The sequence below is a fragment of the Salipaludibacillus keqinensis genome (assembly GCF_003226325.1).
Classification (GTDB): Bacteria; Bacillota; Bacilli; order Bacillales; family Salisediminibacteriaceae; genus Salipaludibacillus; species Salipaludibacillus keqinensis.
On the sequence record NZ_PDOD01000003.1, the window covers coordinates 452,383 to 475,582 of the forward strand.

General features: G+C 42.1%; 18 protein-coding genes and 1 pseudogene. 17 read left to right on the plus strand and 2 right to left on the minus strand.

Annotated features, from left to right (window positions below; genetic code table 11):
* From murQ to CR194_RS14305, 9 genes are all read left to right on the plus strand, one after another.
* Nucleotides 1–915: an N-acetylmuramic acid 6-phosphate etherase gene (murQ, locus tag CR194_RS14260; RefSeq protein ID WP_199228178.1), complete on the plus strand. Its 915-nt coding sequence runs from the start codon at nucleotides 1–3 to the stop codon at nucleotides 913–915.
* A 73-nt stretch (nucleotides 916–988) separates the two neighbouring features.
* The gene (locus CR194_RS14265; protein WP_233254375.1) at nucleotides 989–2,392 is read left to right on the plus strand and encodes an ABC transporter substrate-binding protein; all 1,404 of its coding nucleotides are present in this window, start codon (nucleotides 989–991) and stop codon (nucleotides 2,390–2,392) included.
* A gap of 198 nt (nucleotides 2,393–2,590) precedes the next feature.
* Nucleotides 2,591–3,484, plus strand: a complete 894-nt coding sequence (locus CR194_RS14270; RefSeq protein ID WP_110610353.1) for a carbohydrate ABC transporter permease — start codon at nucleotides 2,591–2,593, stop codon at nucleotides 3,482–3,484.
* A 56-nt stretch (nucleotides 3,485–3,540) separates the two neighbouring features.
* Nucleotides 3,541–4,386 carry a carbohydrate ABC transporter permease gene (locus tag CR194_RS14275; RefSeq protein WP_233254376.1) on the plus strand — a complete coding sequence of 282 codons (846 nt, stop codon included), beginning with the start codon at nucleotides 3,541–3,543 and terminating at the stop codon, nucleotides 4,384–4,386.
* Nucleotides 4,387–4,452: 66 nt separating this feature from the next.
* A complete protein-coding gene (locus CR194_RS14280) occupies nucleotides 4,453–5,289 on the plus strand; it encodes a MurR/RpiR family transcriptional regulator (protein WP_110610354.1) in 837 nt (278 codons plus the stop codon).
* Between the two features lie 322 nt (nucleotides 5,290–5,611).
* Nucleotides 5,612–6,931 (plus strand): exo-beta-N-acetylmuramidase NamZ family protein, encoded by a 1,320-nt coding sequence (locus CR194_RS14285; protein WP_110610517.1) that lies wholly within the window; start codon nucleotides 5,612–5,614, stop codon nucleotides 6,929–6,931.
* Between the two features lie 117 nt (nucleotides 6,932–7,048).
* Entirely contained in the window at nucleotides 7,049–8,407 is a 1,359-nt protein-coding gene (locus CR194_RS14290; RefSeq protein ID WP_110610355.1) for a serine hydrolase domain-containing protein, read from the plus strand.
* A 38-nt stretch (nucleotides 8,408–8,445) separates the two neighbouring features.
* Nucleotides 8,446–10,548 (plus strand): beta-N-acetylhexosaminidase, encoded by a 2,103-nt coding sequence (gene nagZ, locus CR194_RS14295; RefSeq protein ID WP_110610356.1) that lies wholly within the window; start codon nucleotides 8,446–8,448, stop codon nucleotides 10,546–10,548.
* Between the two features lie 596 nt (nucleotides 10,549–11,144).
* Complete coding sequence (locus tag CR194_RS14305) at nucleotides 11,145–11,717, plus strand: YusW family protein (RefSeq protein WP_233254384.1); 573 nt, start codon at nucleotides 11,145–11,147, stop codon at nucleotides 11,715–11,717.
* 48 nt (nucleotides 11,718–11,765) lie between these two features.
* On the opposite strand, the gene yyaC is transcribed toward CR194_RS14305, so the two are convergent.
* A complete protein-coding gene (gene yyaC / locus CR194_RS14310) occupies nucleotides 11,766–12,416 on the minus strand; it encodes a spore protease YyaC (RefSeq protein ID WP_199228179.1) in 651 nt (216 codons plus the stop codon).
* 580 nt (nucleotides 12,417–12,996) lie between these two features.
* On the opposite strand from yyaC, the gene CR194_RS14315 reads away from it, so the two are divergent.
* From CR194_RS14315 to CR194_RS14345, 7 genes and pseudogenes are all read left to right on the plus strand, one after another.
* A complete protein-coding gene (locus tag CR194_RS14315) occupies nucleotides 12,997–14,568 on the plus strand; it encodes a flagellar hook-associated protein 2 (protein WP_110610360.1) in 1,572 nt (523 codons plus the stop codon).
* Between the two features lie 275 nt (nucleotides 14,569–14,843).
* A complete protein-coding gene (gene fliD, locus CR194_RS14320) occupies nucleotides 14,844–16,637 on the plus strand; it encodes a flagellar filament capping protein FliD (protein WP_110610361.1) in 1,794 nt (597 codons plus the stop codon).
* Between the two features lie 62 nt (nucleotides 16,638–16,699).
* Nucleotides 16,700–17,053 carry a flagellar protein gene (locus CR194_RS14325; RefSeq protein WP_110610362.1) on the plus strand — a complete coding sequence of 118 codons (354 nt, stop codon included), beginning with the start codon at nucleotides 16,700–16,702 and terminating at the stop codon, nucleotides 17,051–17,053.
* Between the two features lie 124 nt (nucleotides 17,054–17,177).
* Complete coding sequence (locus tag CR194_RS14330; protein ID WP_110610363.1) at nucleotides 17,178–17,567, plus strand: flagellar protein FlaG; 390 nt, start codon at nucleotides 17,178–17,180, stop codon at nucleotides 17,565–17,567.
* A gap of 156 nt (nucleotides 17,568–17,723) precedes the next feature.
* A pseudogene (gene fliS / locus CR194_RS20600) lies at nucleotides 17,724–18,113 on the plus strand (flagellar export chaperone FliS); the annotation flags it as partial.
* 586 nt (nucleotides 18,114–18,699) lie between these two features.
* On the plus strand, nucleotides 18,700–19,044 hold the full coding sequence (locus tag CR194_RS14340; protein WP_110610365.1) for a hypothetical protein: 345 nt from the start codon (nucleotides 18,700–18,702) through the stop codon (nucleotides 19,042–19,044).
* Nucleotides 19,045–19,062: 18 nt separating this feature from the next.
* A complete protein-coding gene (locus tag CR194_RS14345) occupies nucleotides 19,063–20,031 on the plus strand; it encodes an alpha/beta fold hydrolase (RefSeq protein WP_110610366.1) in 969 nt (322 codons plus the stop codon).
* A 138-nt stretch (nucleotides 20,032–20,169) separates the two neighbouring features.
* Here the strand turns inward: CR194_RS14345 and CR194_RS14350 are convergent, their stop codons facing one another.
* Nucleotides 20,170–21,942 carry an alpha-glycosidase gene (locus CR194_RS14350; RefSeq protein ID WP_110610367.1) on the minus strand — a complete coding sequence of 591 codons (1,773 nt, stop codon included), beginning with the start codon at nucleotides 21,940–21,942 and terminating at the stop codon, nucleotides 20,170–20,172.
* A gap of 231 nt (nucleotides 21,943–22,173) precedes the next feature.
* Between CR194_RS14350 and manA the strand changes: the two genes are divergently transcribed.
* Entirely contained in the window at nucleotides 22,174–23,178 is a 1,005-nt protein-coding gene (gene manA / locus CR194_RS14355) for a mannose-6-phosphate isomerase, class I (RefSeq protein WP_233254377.1), read from the plus strand.
* The last annotated feature ends 22 nt before the right edge of the window (nucleotides 23,179–23,200 follow it).

A 23,200-nucleotide genomic window follows, 5' to 3' on the forward strand; every position in this document is an offset into this window, starting at 1 on the left:
ATGGAAAAAGAACTATCGAAGTTAACGACAGAGAGTAGAAATGTAAACAGCATGAATTTAAGCCAAATGACGACGAAGGAAATTTTGCAAACGATTAATAATGAAGACAAAAAAGTGGCCTATGCTGTAGAAAAGGTGCTGCCAAATATTGAGCAGGCAATTGACCAAGTCTATGACGCGATTCAAAAAGGTGGACGATTATTCTATGTTGGGGCAGGAACGAGTGGGAGATTAGGGGTGATTGATGCTTCCGAATGCCCGCCGACGTTCATGACCCCTCCTGACATGGTGCAGACGGTTATGGCTGGTGGGAATGGCGCTTACACCAATTCTGCGGAAGGAGCTGAGGATAACGAAATCCAGGGGGCTATAGATTTAAAAGCGAAAGAGCTAACAAAAAACGATGTAGTCGTCGGGATTACTGCCAGTGGACGAACGCCCTATCCCATTGGTGCAGTGAAACATGCTGCAGAGGTTGGTGCGTACACGGTTTCGTTATCTTGTAACGAGCGATCAGAAATTAGTGAATATGCTCAGTGCAATATTGAAGTAATTGTCGATCCGGAAGTTTTAACGGGATCAACAAGGATGAAAGCAGCCACAGCTCACAAGATGGTTCTTAATATGATCAGCACGACGGTTATGGTCAAACTGGGGAAGGTTCATGAGAATTTAATGGTAGATGTTCATGCTAGTAACCATAAATTAATGGAGCGGGCGAAAAGCATCATCATGGAAATTACGAACGTAACATACGAAGAGGCTGAAAAAGCGTTGATGTTAGCAGGCAAAGAAGTGAAGCCAGCGATTGTGATGATTGAAGCAAAGGTGCCGTTGCAAATAGCGAAAGAAGCGATATTGAACAGTGATGGGTACGTTGGAAAAGCGATCCAACTGGCTAAGATGCCAAACTGACTTTAGTGAAACCGCATGAAGGAAAGCCTTCGTTGCGTTTCATATAAAACACTACACAAAGGGGGATTATTTCTTGAAGAATTTAATTAAGGGATCAGGTTTGAGTGCTCTACTTATCGTCGGTTTGATGACCGCTTGTCAAGGAGATAACGAAGAAGTTAATGGGACTAACGGAGACGCCAATGGAAACAATCAAAACAGTGTTGATAACAATAACAATTCGAACAATAATGCGAATGATAATGCCGCAAATGAGAATGGCGAAGGCGACATTTCAGGGGAGCTTGAAATTCAATATTTCGTTGGCGGATATGGTGATTCATGGTGGAAAGAAGTCATTGGTGACTTCCAGGAGCAATATCCGGACGTGACCATTATTGAACACGCTGGTCCAAATATTAATGATGAAATGAGATCTCGTTGGGTTTCAGATGATCCACCTGATGTTGTGTACATTGATGGTGCAGGTTCAAGTGAAACGCAGATGGTAGACGACGGCCAACTGATGAATTTAACTGACTGGATCAGTGATGTGGAAACAGAAGATGGATCGCCTCTTCTAGACAATCTTATTGTTGAACCAGCTAGTTACGGTGGCGAAATCTACAGTATTCCACTCGTGTTTGACACTTGGGGTACGTGGTATGACAAAGCGTCTTTTGAAGAAGAAGGGTATGAGGTTCCAACTGATTTCGATAGTTACATGAGTACGATGGGCGAAATTCAAGACAACGAAGGCATTTCTCCTTTCGTGACAACGGGACAACATCCTTATTACTTCCTAAGAGGTGTCCTAACACCAGCCTTTGGAGCAGCTGGAGGAGATGAGCTACTGCATGATATCGTGACAGGCGAAGAAGGCGTTTGGGAAAGAGATGAAGTTGTTGCGACGATGGAAAAAGTAGCCGAGATGCAAGAAGCGGGCTACATTGATGATGGTTTCGGTGCATACAACCATACGCAATCCCAAATGAATTTCTTACTTGGCGACAATGCGTTTATCCCAGTAGGTTTCTGGTTACCAAATGAAATGGCCAATGATGTTCCTGACGGATTTGAGTTTGGGTTTACTCCTTCTCCAATGCAAGATGCTGGTGAGCCGTTTGCCATTGTTCCAGATTTACGTCCTCTAGCTATTGCTGAGAATGCAAGTAATCCAGACGCAGCGAAGGCTTTTGTAGAATTCGTCTTTACGCAAGAATATGCAACAGCTTTCTCTGAACACACAGGGGCGATTATGAACTTGCAAGGTGTAGATTTATCAGAAAATGAGAACGTGCCACCATACTTGATAGAAGCGAATGAAATGATCAACGACCCTGACCAAGTACAAATTTATCACAGACCACACCCAATGAGCGCCGATTTAGAAACACCCCTTGGAAATTCACTTATCTCATTAATGTTAGGGGATAAGACGGTAGAAGAGTTCATTGAAGATGCTGAAGCAGCCACAGCGGATTATCGTGGTGAGTAAGTAAGCTAAGGATCATAGGATAAAAATTAGATGGAATGTAAAGGCAAAGTAACGTCTTTGCATTCCATTTTTTCTACCTTGTTTCATATGAGAGTTTATTTCTACATACTTTTTCACGGCCTTATACTATATTACTTTAAATTGTTAAATAGAATAGAAGACAACAAGACGAGATACATAAGAAAGGAGTGATTGAACTTGGTACAAACGAAGAAACAAAAATACTTATTTTTAGCCTTTTGCTTAGTTCCAACCTTTATTTTATTTGCGATTTTCACGCTCTATCCGATGTTTAGCGGGTTGTATTATTCGTTTTTCAGATGGTCTGGTTCCGCTGCCAACATGGAATTTATCGGGTTTGGAAACTATGTCAGATTATTTAATGATTCTATTATTCCGAGAACGATCATGCATGACTATTTTTTAGTAGCGACGAAAGTCGTTGGGATCATGGTGTTAGCCACGTTCTTTGCGGTAGCCATTATGCAATTAAAGATTAAAGAAGCGCCTTTTTATCGAATCATCTTTTTCTTCCCGAACATTATGTCCGTAGTCGTTATTGGGATTCTATGGACGTTTATTTACAATCCTAGTTTAGGTCTCGTAAACTCTGCGTTGGAATTTATAGGGTTAGAAAGCTGGACTCGTCCTTGGCTCGGTAGTGAAACGTGGGCGTTACCGTCGCTAGTTCTACCGTCGGTGTGGGCTGGGATTGGGCTATTTATGCTCATGCTAATGGGGGGAATCGGTACCATTTCTAAAAGCTATTACGAAGCAGCTGAACTTGATGGAGCGAACGAATGGCAGCAATTTTGGAAGGTGACTTTGCCGTTGATCTGGCCACAAATAAAAGTTTCCATCCTCTATATCGTTATTACGACTTTGAATGGGTCTTTCATTATTGTTCAGATCATGACAGGAGGCGGGCCGAACAACTCGACTCATGTCATGGGCTCCTATTTGTATCAGCAAGCCTTTGTGCAATATAACTTCGGCTACGGGGCAACGATTGGGGTTATGATTTTAGTCCTATCACTCCTTACCGTCTTCTTGCTGCAATTACTCTTACGAAGAGAAAAAGTACAATATTAGTTTTGATAAACAATTTTTACTGAAGTAAGGGATTTTTTTTAAAAAGGAGGGATACAGTGGAACAACGAAATAAGAGTCATATTACATCGCGTATCTTGATAAGGTTGCCGCTCATCTTATGGTCGCTTGCTGTATTGTACCCGATCACATGGATGATCTTAGGCTCATTTAAATCGAATGCTGAAATTTATTCAAATCCTTGGGGCTTGCCTGCCTCATTTAGTTTCCAAAATTTTATCGATTCATGGCAGAATTATAATATTGATGTCGGTGTATTTAATAGTTTAATCGTCACAGTCTTAGGGGCATTATTAACATTAGTCCTTGCGATCCCTACTTCTTATGCGTTAGAAAGGCTGAAATTTCGCGGAAGTACTCTCATTTTTAACTTATATATATCGGCTATGATGATCCCAATGGTTTTAGGTTGGATTCCCTTATTTTTTCTATTGATGAGATTTAACCTTCTCGACAATATTTTTGGATTGACGATTGTTTATGCCGTCTCTCAATTGCCGTTTAGTATTTTTGTTTTGACGACGTTTTTGAGCTCTATACCGAAAGAACTAGAGGAGTCGGCAGCCATAGATGGCATGTCTCCCTATGGCATCCTGCTGAAAATTATCACTCCCCTTGCGATGTCAGGTATAATAACTGTAACGATCATGAATGCGATCCAGTTTTGGAACGAGTATTTCATGGCCTTGATTTTTCTACAATCAAGAGAAAATTATACGCTAGGTTTAGCGGTTGATTTTATAAGTAGAGAAGCGGAGTATACGAATGCGTGGGGCACGTTATTTGCAAGTTTGACTATAGCGATCATCCCTGTTATTATCCTGTATGCGATTTTCCAGCGTCGTATCTCAAAAGGCATGACAGAAGGTGCTATTAAAGGCTAAAAAATTGTGAGCGAGAGGGTGAGTTCATTGAGAGGATCAAATAATTCTCTCTCAGGGGGACTTATTATGCTAAATGAAATAAAGAATAAGTTGCCTCCTTCTGAGAAAAAAATTGCCGAATATATTTTAGCTCAACCTCATGAAGCGATTCATTGCACAGCGTCAAAATTGGGGGAATTAAGCTCAACAAGTAGTGCAGCGGTGATCCGTTTGTGCAAATCCCTTGGCATGAAAGGGTTTCAAGATTTAAAACTGAGGATTTCAGGTGATTTACAAAAATCGACGAATATTCAGTATAGTAATATTGAACCAGGAGAGTCTCAACAGTCGATTGTGGAGAAAGTAACCAATAACAGTTTACAGGCAATCAAAGAAACTGAAGAACTGGTTAATTTTGATTCCTTGGCTGCAGCGGTAGAAGCTTTGCAAAAGGCGGATAAAATTCATTTCTTCGGTGTGGGAGCCTCTGGAATTATCGCTAAAGATGCGCACCAAAAATTCTTGCGTATGAACAAGGCCGTGTCATCATTTACGGATATACATAACGCGACCATGTGCATTGCAAATGTCGATAAGAATGATGTCGTATTTGGAATTTCCTTCTCAGGAGAAACGTATGAAACGATTAAAATGATGGAGCTTGCTAAACAGAAGGGGGCCACAACCATTAGTTTAACTCGTTATGGAAATACTTCTGTCGCTGTGAATGCCGATATAAAATTGTACATTTCTGCCTCACGTGAAGTGCCAGCCCCCTTTCGTAGCGGAGCAACTTCTTCGAGACTGGCCCAGTTATATATGATTGATATCTTGTTCGTCAGTGTTGTAACGGATCAATACGACACAGCCTCTGATTACCTAAAAGAAATAACAAAAGCGATGGAATTTCTCAAGACTCGGTGAAAACCGGGTCTTTTCTTTTTTTAATGAGCTATTCACCAACCATGATCGCTGGAGTGTAGACCCTCCATCAAATCCCTTTTATTCCCATTTTATCCGTCCAGAGAAACGGTAAATTTTTCATTTTTTAGTATGTTCAGACTATTTATCGTTATTGGACTATACAACTAGTTATTCTGATGGTATGTTGTAACTGAAATAAAATTTTAATAATTTTAAAAATAATTGAAACGGGGTGGTGTTAGCAAGTCGTCGATAGGTTGCTTATTCGTGGTGGTTTTATTGTGAATGATGCGCTGAAAATTCAAAGGAGGTATACATGAATATGAAGAAAAAGTTTTCCGTGATCCTTGCGTTGGTTTTAATAATGTCTGTCTTTTCAACGGCTTTTGCCGGTCAGTCCGGTGGAAACAATGGAAAGGGTAATCAAGGTGACGATTTTTCACTTGGGATTGATAGATTATTAGACGATCAACTAGATTTAGTAAGTGGAAAGAATGTAGGTCTTGTGACAAATCCAACAGGGGTAGATCAGGAATTAAATAGTATCGTTGATCTCCTTTTTGATCATCCGGAAGTAGAGTTGACAGCTTTGTATGGCCCTGAACACGGTGTTCGCGGGGATGCTCAGGCTGGACAATATGTTGAGTTTTATATCGATGACCGCACAGAACTTCCCGTATATAGTTTGTATGGACAAACAAGAAAACCGACACCCGACATGTTGGAAGACGTAGAAGTTCTCTTGTTTGATATTCAAGATGTAGGAACCCGATTCTACACATATATTTACACGATGGCTTATGTCATGGAAGCTGCCGAAGAAAATGATATTCCCGTGGTCGTCCTTGACCGTCCGAATCCTATCGGAGGAGATAAAGTAGAAGGACCCGTCCTAGATCCGGACTTCTCTTCGTTTGTCGGCTTGTACCCGATTCCATTACGACACGGGATGACGGTAGGAGAACTGGCCTACTTTTTCAATGAAGAATATGACATTGACGCAGAGTTGACAGTGGTGGAGATGGACGGCTGGGAGCGTTGGATGAATTATGATGATACGCCACTTCATTGGGTTCTTCAATCTCCAAACATGCCAACATTAGATACCGCATTCGTTTATCCTGGTGCAGCCTTGATCGAAGGAACCAATGTATCAGAGGGAAGAGGAACGACGAAACCATTTGAGATGATTGGTGCTCCATTTATTGATTCAACGGAGTTGGCCGCCACATTAAATGATCTAGATTTGCCTGGCGTCACGTTCCGTGCGAACTCCTTCACTCCAGCATTTTCTAAACATGCGGGCCGGCTTAGTAATGGTGTGCAAATTCACATTGATGACTACGATGCATTTCAACCTGTAGAAACAGGCTTGCATCTCGTATCGACTTTACAAGAGTTATATCCAGATGACTTTGTTATGACTGCTTTCTTTGATAACTTGATCGGAGATGGTGACATTCGTCAGCAGGTTCTAGCGGGTACGCCAGTAGAAGAGATCGTACAAGGATGGCAAGCTGAGCTAGATGAATTCAAAGAGTTAAGAGAGGACTATCTCTTATATGATGAGCACAATAAAGGCAGATCTCCTGGTAGTAAAGACCATCCGGGAAGAGGGAATAATCCTCCCGGAAATAATTAAGCAACAACGACAAATCGAATAGACATCTCGTACTTACGGGTGCCTCCATGTTTTTGAAAAAGATCATACTTTTAAAACCACGATGGAGGTACCTTTTCATTCAAAAAGGAGGAATTTATGTATTTACAAATAAGAAGAATTTCTTGGTTGTCTATATGTGTGATGCTTCTCGTTTCCCTCTCATTCTCTCCTCATCTCACTTTTGCAAATGAGACCGTTCAACCTTCTATTGAGGAAGAACTGATGGAAGAAAGAGCCCCAGGGTTTCTCCCTACACAAGCTAATCCTCCCCAGTGGGCGAAAGCTTGGGAAAGAGCTGGCAAACCAAACAGCCTATTAAGAGAAGGGAATCCTCAATCGGTGCAAATGTTACCCTCTTATATCGATCAAATGGATGATGTCATTGAATCAGGAATAGAGGAAGAGAAATACCCCGGTGCGGTGGCCCTAGTAGTCAAAGATGGGACGATCGTTAAACATGAGGCGTATGGGCATGCGTTGAAATACGACGAAGATAGCGCATTGCTCTCTGAACAAGAGCAAATTGCCACCGAGACCGATACGATTTACGATATGGCCTCGATCACAAAGATTTTCACGTCTGTTGCTAGTTTGCAGTTAGTAGAAAAAGGATTGATAGATTTAGATGAACAAGTGGCTAGTTACTTATCGGAAGTAGATGAGAGTAACGAAATGACGATTCGCCAGTTGTTGACTCATACATCTGGATTGCCAGCGTGGATTCCCATTTATACTTATCCGACATTAGAAGAACGACTACAAGCCATTTACGAAACGGATCCGGTAAATGAGCCAGGAACTGTCTATGTTTATAGTGATCTTAACATGATCCTTTTAGGAAAGGTGATAGAAAAGGTCGCTGACACAACACTAGATAACTATATTGCTGAACAGATCACCCAGCCGCTGGGCATGAAGGATACGATGTTCAATCCCGATGCGAGCTTGCAAACCCGTATTGCCGCTACAGAACCACAACCATATTTAGATAGAGGCATGGTATGGGGATCTGTTCATGACGAGAATGCCTTCTCGCTAAATGGGGTAGCCGGTCATGCTGGTATTTTTAGTACAGCGGAAGATATGGCTATATTTTCACAAGCGATCTTAAACGGTGGTACGTATGGACAAGCTCAAATTTTAAAAGACGAGACGGTTACTGAAATGTTAACGAACCAAATTACCGATGAATCCCACCTTGCTCAAGGGCTTGGCTGGCACCTGGATCGAAGTTGGTTTATGGGAGCGATGTCGTCTCCATTTACTGCTGGTCATACAGGCTTCACAGGTACGTCGTTTGTGATTGATCCAGACCGGGAAACGATCGTGATCTTTTTGACAAACAGGGTGCATCCAACGAGAGAAGCCGGTTCAATTAATCCATGGCGAGAGCAGGTCGTTCAACAAGTGGTGGATGCAATCGACCAACATCCGAGCAAAAATGGTTTGCGCTAAGTAATTCAATGGAGTTTTAAGAGAGGGGATGGAATGTGATGAAATTTAAAATGATCTTGCTTGTAGCTGTATTAATGATTTCTCAAGTGGCAGTAGGAGTACAGCCAACGGGGGCGGCAAGTGAAAGTGACCCTGAGGATTTGATTATCTACCAGAACGTACCTGAGGTAGATCCTGAAGTGTCAGATCAAACATTGGATTTGCAGGCACTTTACTTACAACCTGAGGGCCATTACACAGAAGTGACCGAAGATTTAAGTTGGGAATCATCGAACCGCAATGTAGCTACTGTCGATGAGGATGGACATGTGGAATTCACAGGTCAAAGAGGAAGAACCTTTATCACTCTATCAGACGGTAGTTTCAGTGATCGAATTGGTCTACACGTGAAACCAGATTCTTCCCAAAAAAGTGGACAAGGAAGCCCGCCAAATAGTTTCGAAGTCTTGAAAGAAACAGGCGATCGCTATCAGATTATTGATCGTGCCATGGAATCATTAACGATTGAAGAAAAAGTAGGGCAAATGATGATGCCTGACTTCCGAAACTTCAATGGGCAAAACGTAACAGAAATGCTTCCTGAAATTGAGCAGTTAGTGGAAGAATATCATCTAGGTGGGGTCATTTTATTTGCAGAAAATGTTGTGGGAACGGAACAGACCAGCCATTTAGTAAGTGATTATCAAGAAGCAGCAGAAAAGTTTGGGTTATTGTTAACGATTGACCAAGAAGGAGGAATCGTAACAAGACTCCAGACTGGAACTCATATGCCTGGGAACATGGCCTTAGGTGCCACACGCTCGCAAGAATTGGCGACTCAAGTAGGGGATGTGATTGGTGCAGAATTATCCGCACTAGGCATAAACACCAACTTGGCTCCAGTTGTGGACGTCAATAATAACTTTGACAACCCGGTGATTGGTGTACGTTCATTTGGGGAAGATCCTGAATTAGTAGCAGACATGGGTGTCAGTTATATTGAGGGGTTACAGCAGAACGGTGTAGCGGCAACGGCGAAACACTTTCCTGGACACGGGGATACGGCCGTGGATTCTCACTTAGGATTACCAGAAGTGCCTCATGACAAAGAGAGATTACTAGAAGTAGAATTATACCCTTTTCAACAAGCGATGGATCACGGGATTGACGCGATTATGACAGCCCACGTAACCTTCCCACAAATTGATGGAAGCAAGGCGATTTCACAAAAAGATGGAACTGAAATTTCCATCCCGGCTACATTATCCCGTAAAGTATTAACAGACTTAATGAGGGATGAAATGGGCTATGATGGCGTTGTAATGACAGATGCGATGAATATGAATGCGATCACGGATCACTTTGGCTCTGTAGATGCAGCGATTCGAGCAATTAATGCAGGGGCAGATATTATTCTTATGCCAGTGGGTCTAGAACAAGTCGTCTCAGGTGTGCTTGATGCCGTGGAGACAGGCGAAATAGCCCAAGAGGAAATCGATCAATCGGTGAAGCGAATTCTCACGTTGAAAGTAGAAAGAGGGATCTTCAAGACATACGAACCAACAGATCGCGAAGAGCAGGTACAAGAAGCTCTTGAAACAATCGGATCTGATGCTCATCGAGCTGTTGAAAAAGAAGTAGCTGAGAAATCCATTACGCTTGTGAAAAACGAAGATGTATTACCTCTTGAATTAGATGATAGTGATGAAATAGTTGTGGTGGGTACTTCCTTCTTAGGAGGATTAGCAAGTGCCATCGAGCAGCATCATGATCATGTTACGACCCTCTCTCTAAGCGGTCAAAGTCAATTGACGTCTGAGCAACAAACTCTAATAGAAAATGCTGATCAGGTTATTATCGGCTCCTATACATTCAATGTAGCAGGCAGCTCACCAGGAAATGCAAATATGCAAGTCTTTAATCAGATTCTCGGGATGAAAGAGAATGTGGTTGGAGTAGGAATCCGAAACCCATACGACATTATTGGTTACCAAGATGTCGATGCCTATATAGCACAGTACGGGTTTAGAGATTCTAGTTTCAAAGCTACGGCAGATACAATTTTTGGCGAAAATAACCCTACAGGACAACTACCAGTGACGATTCCTAACTATGATGAAGGGGTCTTATATCCGTACGGTACTGGGAAAAGTTATGAATAAGGAATGAGAGCTCATACGATCGTCACTACAAATCTTGGCTGTTTTGAATTAAGCGAGAAGGATTGGAAGACAGCGTAAGGGCCGTGCATTTAGTCGATTTCTTGTCTGAACGACTAGAAAGCGGATTAGAAAAAACAGCAGCAGTGAATAAATAGAGAATTTAATAGATTGAAGTTTAAGAGCAGCCTCTGCAGGTTGCTCTTTTTCTTTTGAGTAGTGGGGGGAAGGAGTCGATAAGTTGATTTATCGGTAGAAGTGGGAGGGTTGCAGTTGAAAAGAGGTTGATAAAAGGTTTTATCGGTAGCAAAGAGAGCAGCATAAGGAAAAAGGAGCCGATAAGTTGGTTTATCGGTAGAAGTGAAAGGATTGAGAGTGAAAAGAGGTCGATAAAGGGTTTTATCGGTAGAAAAGAGAGTAACGCTAGGAAAAAGGAGTTGATAACTTTTAGCTTAAAGATTATGTCGATGCGTTGTAAACGATTTGAACAATGGCAGAATGAATATAAAAACATATGGAAATTTCATGTTTAATAAGAACTCCCCCGTGGGTAGAGTCACCGAGCAAACTGATTTAACAGAGGAAGGAATGGATTGAACATGAAAAAATACGGATTATCTATAGGTACAGCGGTGTTAGCTATTGGCCTAGCTGCTTGTGGTACGGACGATAACAATGAGGCTCCAAACGATACGATCGGCGAGGCGGATAACGCTGCAGAGAATATTACTAACACAGATAACAATTCAAACGACAACAACATGAACACTAATGAAGGAAATAACAACGAAAATAACATGAACACAAACGAAGAAACTAACGCTGAAGATAATGACGCTTCTGCGTGGTATGAAGATTTAAACTTTCATGAGTTTGAACTAGACGTTGAATATGCTGATGGTGAATATGAAGTGGAATATGAATATAACGATGGTAACCCTGAAGCGGAGATTGAAGATTCCCGTGCCGGTGCCGACACAGAAATGGAAGGTCAAGAAGCGTTGGATGAGCTGGAAGGCAAGCTCACGCAACTTGATTTAACGGCTGATAGCAGCGAAGAAGAAGTATTTTCTGCTGTGATTGATGCGTTTGATTTAGAAGAAGACTACGATGAACTAGAAGTAGAACTTGAATTTTTTGATGATGGTGAATTAGAAGCGGAAGATGAATAATATAATCAAGTCAAGATCAGAGAAGCACCACGCTCCTCTGATCTTTTTTTAGTTTCTTATATTTTCTCTGCTTTTTTTTTCGTTAAATGCCTTCGGGAAAATTACGGTGTCCGAGTAAACTGGTGCTTCTTCTTTCCTTCTCATGACTTCTCGATCCACTCTTTTCAGCGTCTCGCTAAGCTTTCGAGCCATGCTAAACACGAGATGCAAGCGTGTATTTTGCAAAACTAAAAATTCCATCATCCCGCCCACATTCACAATGCCGGCAATGTGGATGTTCCCTGTAGCTGGGAGGTCTTTGTTCATGGCTGCCCCGGGCTTCAAAGGTCCTTCGCCGATCACAATATTGCCGATAGATGTGGCACGACCGAGACAGGCATCAACAGCAACGATAAAGGCATCGGGATGATTAACGTGAATGAGAGCTAAATATTGTTCAAGGTTTTTCCCATGAACCGGTTCTTCAAGCGTTCCGTACACATGTAAATGACCCGGTCTTCTTTCTTTCAGTAAAGTTCCTGTCAAAGGTCCGAGGGAGTCGCCTGTAGAGCGATCGGTTCCAATACAAACGACTACAATTGGCACGCGAGGATCAGGTAACAGACGCATGAGTTCGTTCACCATTTTATTCGCTACAAAAGGAGAACTGAGTGAAAATCGAGCTTGCACTTGATCTGACGAGGGGCCTTTTAAGTCCATTACCGATACCTCCATTCGTTAAATAGAACGTATTTTGTTCATTATAACGCATATAAGGGTGGTTGAAAAGAATTTTTTCATTGATTCAGATCTCTAGTCATGATGAAGAGAGAATATAATATGGTAGAAGAAAGAATTCTTAAGATTACACGAAGGAGCTGTGCCTATGTCTGATGAACGTCGAACGTTTTTGAAAACTGAACTTGAGAGGATTAAGTATGAAAAGGACCTTCATCAACAAATAGAAGATAGGCTGAGATATATGAAATTTATCGCGGAGTAAGCAACGGATGAGAATCTAACATACCAACGAACGCAGATACAACTGAAGATGAATCAGTTAAAAATGGAAGTGAATGATCTTCACTATTCATTAAAGAAAACGATTCAATAGACTTTATGAAGAAATTCATCGAAAAAACTAAACAATCCTTTCAACAATCCGATATGACTAATAAGAATGAATCGGAGTGACTGAAAACAGAAAAAAGAGTGAGAGATTCTCACGTTTTTTTCTGTTTTTTTTATATTTTTACAATAACCAGGTGGTGCCTGACACCACCTAAAAAAGGGTGATTCGATGAGACTTTCAGGCTTTGCTTCCGGAATGGATATTAATCAAATGGTTGGGGACTTAATGAAAGCCGAACGGCAGCCACTTCAAAAAATGCAGCAAGATCAACAAGAATTAATTTTAAAAATGGCTGATTACCGCGAAGTGAATCGCGAATTCATGCAATTTCGTAATAACACCTTCGATGGTGTCATGCGTCGTTCCAGCATGGATTCAAAGCAGGTAACTAGTTCAAATGAAGCAGCCGTCAGTGGAACCGCTGGTGCAGGAGCGGCCAATGGTACTTATACCATCTCAAATGTGGAGCGGGCTCAGTCGGCGTATAATTTCAGTGATGATAGGATATCGACCGACGATGAGTTTGATCCCAGTCAAAGTTTATACGAGCAACGGAATGGGTTAGAGGGTGACTTTACGTTAAATGAAGAAGGTGAAATTGAATTTGGAATGACAACATTTGATGAAAGCGGTGACCCAGTTGAGGTGGAATTTTCATTTGATCAATCGGATAGTTTAAATGATATTCTAGGTGCAATCAACACTTCTGAATTAGGTGTGCAAACATTCTATGATAATAACAGTCAGCAAGTGTCTATTTCCAGAACTGAAACCGGTGTTTTTAACCCTAACGAAGACGGTCAAGAAATCGTATTTGGTACGGCAAATGAAGACGGAGAATTAGTTGGCAGTGGATTCTTAACGGGTACTCTCCAGTTAAACCAAGGTTCTGAAGCAGGTGCTCAGAATGCAACATTTCAATTCAACGGTTTAGATATGGAACGTCAGAGTAATGACTTTGAAATCAATGGTGTAAACATTTCACTCAATAACGAATTCACTGATCCGGTCACGTTAAATGTAGCAAACAATACTGATGAGATTTTCGATACAGTGATGGATTTTGTAGATGAATATAATGAATTAATCGAGATGGTCGATGGGAAAGTTTCTCAAGAATATTATCGTGACTATGCGCCGTTGACCGATGAGCAGCGTCGAGAAATGTCAGAGAGCGAAGTGGAAATGTGGGAGGAACGAGCTCATAGTGGCTTGGTTCGTAACGATCGCATGCTGACGGGAGCCTTGAATCAAATGCGTCAAGATTTCTACACACCGGTGAATCCAGATGACCCCAATCAAAGCTTCTCTCAAGTAACTGAAATCGGTATAACAACGACGAGCAATTATCAAGATCGTGGACGGCTAGAAGTAGATGAAGCTCAGTTACGTTCAGCCATTGAACAAGATCCCGAAGCGGTGTATCAAATGTTCGCCTCAGATGGTGAAGAAACGGAAGATAAAGGGATCGCAAGACGGATTCGAGATTCTTTAAGCGGAAGTATTGATCTTATTTCAAACCGTGCGGGACGATCTGAAATGGCATCGAATCAACAATTTACGATTGGTCGCGAAATTGACCAAGCAGAAGATCGTATTTCTAACTTCGAGCGCCGAATGCAACAAGTGGAAGAACGTCATTGGGCTCAATTCACAGCGATGGAACAAGCCATGGCTCAAGCCAATGCCCAAGCAGAACAAATGATGTCTCAAATGGGTGGCATGGGGCAACAAATGTAAAGTATTAATTTATGAAGGAACTGATCAAAGTGTTAGCTTTGGTTAGTTCTTTTTTTTATCCAATTCAGAAAAACAATTGCTGCATCCATGTCGATGGAGTACAAACCACTATTAAAAAGGGATAAGCAATAGATGTACTACTTTCAGATGATTACAAATAACCATAAACAATCCTTCTCCATTGACCGATATATCTATTAGATGAAAACTATCTTAAGTCAAGCACATAAATAAAACTGAATAGACAACAGAATAATAGATGAGGAGTGGTTGAGATGCGTCTTTCAGGCTTTGCCACAGGTATGGATATTAATCAGATGGTGACGGATTTAATGCGAGCTGAGCGGATGCCAATGGACCGTATGAAACAAGATCAGCAGCAAATGGAATGGAAAATGGATCAGTATCGGGAGATCAATTTGAAGCTGGATCAGTTTCGAACGAATATTTTTGATACGATTTTGCGGCGATCGAATATGACGGCTAAATCAGCTTCAAGCTCAAACGAACAGTTGGTGAAAGCGACGGCCACAGCTAGCGCGGGAACTGGTACATTTACGGTCAGTGAAGTAAAGTCATTGGCTACGGCGGCAACGAATGCTAGTTCAGAAGCGATTTCTGACGGAGATAAAATCGATCCGACGAAAAAAATGAAGGATCAACCTTTTGCAGATAGCTTTTGGCAACAAGGGATCGTTAATCGACAAGTCATCACGGTAGACCAGAAACATACAAACATCGATTTGAACACAGAGCTTGGAAATCCGAACACGGTCGTGGTCAAAGTGAATGGCGTGTCCTACCAAATCGTGGAAGAAGGATTCGACGGGGAGCTTACCGCTACGCAAGTCATGGTTGATCGTTCTAACAATCAACTCATCTTTGGGAAAGAAATAGCAGCAAAAGCCAAGGTAGAAGTGACGGCGTTTACAGAAGGCGAAGGAGACGATTTATTTACCTCTTCGGAAATCACAACCTATAATGCAAAGGGTGAAGCAGTGACGGAATCCTTTACATTTACAGGGGACCAGACACTCGCTCAGGTCATGACTGAAATGAACAAATCAGCCTCTGGCATCAATGTGTTTTACGATGAGTTTTCTGACAAGGTGGCGATTAGCAGAACACAAACAGGAAACTTCAACCCAGAAGTTGGCGGGAATGAAATCACTTTTTCTGGAGATTTCTTCTCTAAAGGTTTGAAATTAGATAATAATGAGGAAAAAGCAGGAACAAACGCAGTTTTCACTGTGAACGGTCTTGAGACACATCGTCAATCAAATACGTTCACAATGAACGGTGTCTCCATGACATTGCAGCAAACCTTCGAAAAGGGGGCGAATTCGGTAACGATTGGTGCCTCGACGGACGTAGATAAAATCATGGATACGATCAAGAGTTTTGTGGATGAGTATAATGAACTTGTTGAGATGACCAATGAGAAGACGAGTCAGGAATTTTACCGCGATTATCGCCCATTAACCGACGATCAAAAGGATGCCATGACGGACCGGGAGATTGAGCGGTGGGAAGAAAAAGCGATGAGCGGTTTGCTTCGAAATGACCGGACTCTTCAAGGTGGATTTAATACGTTCCGATCGGATATGTATACCCCAGTAAATACAGGCTTGGAGTCTGCATTTAATCAAATCGCGCAAATTGGTATCACCACAACGAATAATTTCCGTGATGGTGGGAAGCTTGAGATCAATGAGGATAAATTGCGAAAAGCGATTGAGACGGATGCCGAAGCAGTATTCCAATTGTTTGCTGCCGATGGTCCGACGAATGCTGATAAAGGTTTGGCGCGACGAGTGCGAGCAAGTGCTGACGGACTCATTAATCAAATTTCTCAAACAGCAGGTGGTCTTCGCGGCAGGAATTTGAATCACCAATTTACATTAGGTAGACAAATGAACAACTTAGAAGATCGAATTTCCAATTTTGAGCGCCGGATGCAACAAGTAGAACAACGTTACTGGTCTCAATTTAACGCCATGGAAAAGGCTGTCGCTCAAGCAAACGCTCAAGCAGAATCACTGTTTGCCCAAATGTATGGCGGCATGTAAATAAACAGAACTTGAAAGCAAAGCCATTAGCTTTGCTTTTTACATAAGATTGGAGGCAAACCATGTCGGTATTACACGACTTGCACCAGCTAACGAAACAACTGCACGACCATTTAGCCGAGCCGTTGCCAAAAGACGAGGGAAGAGAAGCTTATATTGAAACGATTGATTCTTATTTAGGTAAGCGTCAAGCTTTACTGAATCAATTGAAAAGGCCTGAAGGAGAAGAAGAGACGAAGTTAGCCAACGAACTGATTGAGATGAATGAGCGGGTGAATGAGCGAATGCAGGCAGTTCAAGGTGAGATCCGTATGGATATTAACCAATTAAAGAAACGAAAATCAACAGGGAAGAAGTACGAGAATCCCTATGATGGACCGACCGCCGATGGAGTGTTTTTTGATTCGAAAAAATAGGCAGTGTGAGGAAGAGATCTTTCATTTCGATTCATTATCCGTGATTTTTCAATAAAAGCTATAAAAACTCATAAAGCTTGCCGATATAACGAAAGAGATAGGCCAAGAGTAGGAGTTGATACACATGGAAGTGAGATCAATGGGCTCGATTTCAGTAAATGATTTGCATCAGCAAGTGAAGTCGGAGCGAGGCCCGACGCAAGGTCGTCAAAGTAGTGAGGCACAGGGAAGTGTGGACACGTCGTCAAGGCTGGCGGAACATGAGTCCCGGATACAGGGGAAAGAATGGTCACAGGCGGACTTGGATTCAGCGATGGAAGCGATGAATGATTTGAGTCCGTTTCGTTCCACGTCTCTTCAGTTCGAGCAGCATGAGGTATTGAACCGGACGATGATCAAGGTAATTGATCAGCAGACGGAAGAGGTTGTGAAAGAGATTCCCCCGAAGGAATTTCTCGATATGATTTCGTCGATGCTTGAGTTTGCTGGGATTATTATTGACGAGAAGGTGTAAGGCAAGGAAGACTCGAAATTTCTCGAGTCTTTTTTTATTTTCTGTTAAAAATGGGTGGCGCCTGACCGATAATAAATATAGATGACCATGACAAAACGACTAGGTCTGTCTGACTTAATGTAGAGAGTAGTATAGAAATGAAGGGGTGTCGATGGCATGGCAGTAAATAATCCGTATGCGACGTATAAACAGTCTTCGGTTGAAACGAAGTCGGCGGGTGAGCTGACGCTAATGCTTTATGATGGTTGCTTGAAGTTTATCAAGCGAGCCGAAAAGGCAATCACAGACAATAACATAGAAGAAAAAAATACAAATTTAATTAAAGCGCAGAACATTATTCGTGAGCTGATGGTGACCCTAAACACCGATGTGGCTGTGAGTCAAAACATGATGCAGATGTATGATTTCATCATGTCTAAATTGGTAGACGCAAATACAGGAAGCGATCTAGAAGCACTGAAAGAGGCGGAGCGTTTCGTTGTTGAATTCCGTGACACTTGGAAAGAAGTCATCAAATTAGACCGTCAACAGCGTCATGGGTCAGGAAAGAGTGTCGGCTCAACTCATGGGCAAGCCGTGGGACGAATCACGCCTGAGAAAAAAGCAGTGGAAAAGCCTGCTTCTACTGAATCAGAGCGACCGACTATTGTGAGCGCGGCATCTAAATCTGCTAATCCATATGCGAAAGCACCAGTGGGGAACAACCCGTATGCGAAAGCGAAGCAAGCTGCCGCAGCGGCGGGCGTTGCCCATACGACGTTTAGAAAATAATAAGAGCGATCAGTGACTGAAAAAAGTCGCTGATCGCTTTTTTTATGGAGGGGAGAGTGTGCGGATTTTGTCAAGAATTTGTTAAATGCAGGGGGTGCGCTATGTGAGTGCATTCGGGCGCTATAGGAAGGAACTTGCGCGCTATGCGAGGCGACGCCTGCGCTATAAGAAAGGATCCACGCGCTATAGCACGAGACACGCGCTATAGGAAGCCACTCCACTACTAAATGACGAACTAAGACCCGCTATATGAGTGAAACTCCCGTCCCAGTCTACATTCTGTTAAAATAGAAAACATCAATTAATCCTTTGGAGGTGGAGTGTTATTTCAACTGAATTAACAGAAGCACAACAAACGTTTTTGAAAAACTATCAGGATTTACTGACAGAAGTGGAAAGTGCGATCCAATATGTTAGCGAGTGTTATATTAAAGACGATCACGATATTGGTGATAGACTGCTGAAAAGTGTCATGTTAGGGTTGATTCCCTATAATGAGGAGAACTTAACGATCCAATCGATTATGCATCATGATCGTGATGCAATGAATCATTTAACAAAATTTCAAGAGGCTGTTCGTTGGGCAGTGAATGTCGACGAGGTTTTTCCAGATGAACAGCAGAGGATGCGCTTTATTCACGAAACGCTTTTGCCGCGAAAGCAAAAGTGGAAAGCAATTATAGACAAGTACCTAATCACCCATTAGAGAAGGAGCGACTGGGACATGCCGGCCATTGATAAACCATTATCCGAATTAAAAAAATATCAAGGAACGAACCCGAAACCTGCTGATTTTGATGAATATTGGGAGCAGGCACTCGTTGAAATGAAAGCAACACATGCTGAAGTGGAGCTAGCTAAGAGTGATTTTCAAGTTCCCTTTGCCGAATGCTTCGATATGTATTTTACTGGAGTAAAGGGTGCGAGGATTCACGTTAAATATGTGAAGCCTAAAACAGAAGCGAACGTAAAACTGCCTGCTATTTTGCAATTTCACGGGTACAGCATGGACTCAGGAGACTGGAGCAGCAAGCTTCACTATGCAGCTCTTGGCTACGCCGTATTTGCCATGGATGTTCGCGGCCAAGGCGGGGATTCTGAAGATGTAGGGGGAGTGAAAGGGAACACGTTGCAAGGTCATATTACTCGAGGATTAGCTGATGATAAGCACGAATTGTTTTATCGGAACGTGTTCCTCGATACGGCTCAGCTTGCTGGCATTGTTATGGAACTCCCAGACATAGACGAGAATGAGGTCGTTGCCACAGGATGGTCGCAAGGTGGAGGTCTTACTCTTGCTTGCGCCGCCCTAGAGCCTCGTATGAAAAAAATTGCGGCCGTTTATCCATTTCTGTCAGACTATCAGCGTGTTTGGCAAATGGACTTAGCTATAGACGCTTATCAAGATATCAGGCGGTACTTCAGACGGTTTGATCCGCAGCACAAACGTCACGAAGCCGTGTTTGAAAAACTAGGTTACATCGATATTCAGCATTTATCTGACCGAATTCAGGCAGAAACATTGATGGCCACAGGCTTAATGGATGAAATTTGCCCACCTTCCACGCAGTTTGCGGCGTTCAACAAGATCCACTCTCTGAAAAAGTTGGAACTTTATCCTGATTTCGGCCACGAAAACTTACCAGGATTACACGACATCATTTTGCAGTATTTCTTAGAAGACAAAGATTGAACAGTTGACGCTGAAAAAAATCCCCTACCTGCACAAAGGGGAAAGGCAGGTAGGGGACCACTGGTTAAATTTAGCGGATTCTAGTTGTTGTGTTTCCAGTATGGCTTAACGGTGAAAAAAGTATACGTTCACAGACGTCTACATTTCTTTTAAAATCACTGAACTCAAAGGCTCTAGTTCTGCTGAAATTTTACGATTTTTCACTTCGTATCGACCATTGTTAAGGACATCTCGGAATGTTCCTTGAGAAATATCAGCCAACTCAACTTTTAGTTTGGACTCACTGCTATTCATGATGATGATAAAGCGTTCATGATCACCGGTTCGCTCAAAGGCAACGTATTTGTTGTCCTTTTCAGCTGACAAGAAGCGGAATGTCCCATCTTGAAGAGCTGAGTGATCTTTTCGAAGCTGGATCAATGTTTTGTAGAAATGGAACATTTCTTGATCTTGGTGCTCCTCTTCCCAGATCATCGGTTTTCTGCAGCCTGGATCACCGCCACCGTCCATGCCGATCTCATCTCCGTAATAGATACAAGGCGCTCCAGTATAAGTCAATTGGAACAGTGCCGCTAGTTTCATCCGTTGTTTGTTTCCATCAGCAATCGTTAATAACCGAGGAGTATCATGGGAATCCAACAAGTTGAATGCCACTTCGTTCGCTTGCTTCGGATAGGAAATTTCTATCGCATCGAGGCGTCCCATAAAGGATTCAGCATCGATCTCATCTTTAACGAAGAAATCAATAATGCTGTTTGTCACTGGATAATTCATGACTGCGTCAAATTGATCGCCACCGAGCCAAGCCATGGAATTATGCCAAATTTCTCCTAGGATATAAGCATCTGGATTCGCTTTTTTCACTGTAGCTCTGAAATCACGCCAGAATTGATGGTCAACTTCGTTAGCTACATCTAAACGCCAGCCGTCGACACCAACATCTTCTACCCAATAACGAGCGACTTCAAGTAAATAGGCCTTCACTTCAGGGTGTTCAGTGTCAAGTTTTGGCATTTCAGGCACGAATGCGAATGTATCATAATTCAGTGGATCGGTTATAACTGGGAAATCTTTAATGTGGAACCAGTCTTTGAATCGGGACTTCTCTCCGTTTTTCAACACATCTTGGAACGGTGGGAAGAAGTAACCAGAGTGGTTGAACACTGCATCGAGCATGATTCTTATTCCTTTTTTGTGCGCTTCTTTCACTAATTTCTTCGCTGTATCGTTATCTCCAAATTGAGGATCTACTTTCAAATAATCAATCGTGTCATACTTATGGTTTGAGAATGCTTCGAAAAAAGGAGTGAAATAAATACACGTAATTCCAAGTTCTTTCAAATAATCAAGGTTATCGATTACTCCCTGTAAGTCACCACCAAAGAAGTTGTCGCGAGTTGGCACAGCATCGTGTGTCCAAGCTTGGACATTCTTAGGATTTAGTGATGGATCTCCATTAGCAAAACGCTCAGGGAAGATCTGATAAAACACCGCATTTTTGACCCATTCAGGAGGAGAGTTTACGTCAACGTTGTTGAGGAATGGATATTCAAACATTCCAGAAGGAGACCAAAGCATGCCAACGCCGGACGAACTCAAATTGTCTTCATTGAAACCAACCTCGTTCCAAAACACGGTGCGATCATCTTTTTCAAACTTAAAAGCATACGCAAATCGTCGGAAAGGTGGTTTAATTGCGACCTGGTAATAGTCAAACATCGTGTCCTTAGCAAAGACTTCCATTTTCGTCGTGGTAATTTTTTCGGGAACGAAATCGTACTTATCTCCCCAAACAACGGACACTTGGTCCATATCATTCCGTTTCGTACGCACGCGGATATGCAAGGTTTCATTATCATAAGCATAGGCGTACTGTGATTTTGGTTGATGGTAAATCGCTTCTAATAACATGACTCTTCCTCCTTGGGGATGGACATCCCAGTTATTTATGATGTCAAGCTTGTGAAACAGTATTGAATCTGTCTGGAAACACCGCTAGAATAGAGTGCATAGTTGACTAGTCTAAATGATAAGGGAAAATAAGTGCAAACGTTTGCGCTAACGATATAAAAAAATAGGTTAATGCTAGTCATTAGTATACCATTTACGTGAAAGCGTGTCCATTCGACATGCGTGAATTAAATGATTAAAATTACCACGATGAAGGGGACAAGCATGATGAACGATATTCTTTTACTAGAGCCCGTATTAAAAGAGAAAGTATGGGGTGGAAATAAATTAAAATCCCAATTTGGTTATTCGATTCCTAGTGAACAAACGGGAGAATGTTGGGGTATTTCAGGGCACGAAAACGGCACAAATCAAGTCACCAATGGGGCTTTGCGAGGGAAGACGGTTCGACAACTTTGGGAGCAGCATCGCGAACTATTTGATCATGAATCAGGAGAGGAATTTCCTTTGCTAATTAAGATTATAGATGCAAAGGACGACCTATCTGTTCAAGTTCATCCGGACGATCACTATGCGAAAGAGCACGAAGGGTATGCTTTTGGAAAAACAGAATGCTGGTATATTCTTGATCGTGAGCCAGGTGCTGAACTTGTTCTTGGGCATCATGCGAATTCAAGAGAGGAACTAAAACAGTTAGTCAATGATCAAGAGTGGGACGGTTTATTCAAAAATGTTCCCGTAGAGCCTGGCGATTTTGTTTATGTTCCAAGTGGCACGGTTCATGCCATTGGCGGGGGCGTGTTAATTCTTGAAATTCAACAAAGTTCGGATATTACTTATCGGTTCTATGATTACGATCGTCCAGGTCAAGATGGTCAATTACGAGAACTTCATATAGAAGACTCCATCGCGTGTTCAATGGTCCCTCATCAAGATTCTCCTCTAAACCGTGAAACGTGGGAAGAAGAAGGATTGAAAGTAGAACGTCTAATCAAAGAAGATTATTTCACCGTTTATAAATGGGTGATCCACAAAGCAGCGGGTACGTTACTCCGTACGAATAATTCTTATCAACTTATAAGTGTCATTGATGGAGAAGGACAGGTTCAAACGGAGGACGCTATGCATTTAGTAAAGAAAGGAGATCACTTTATTGTCCCTGCTACGCTTAAAAACTACCAAGTAAGTGGAGATGTCACGTTTGTCGTCTCAGAAACGACGAAACATCACCAATAGTAGCGATTTTAAAAGAAAGGAG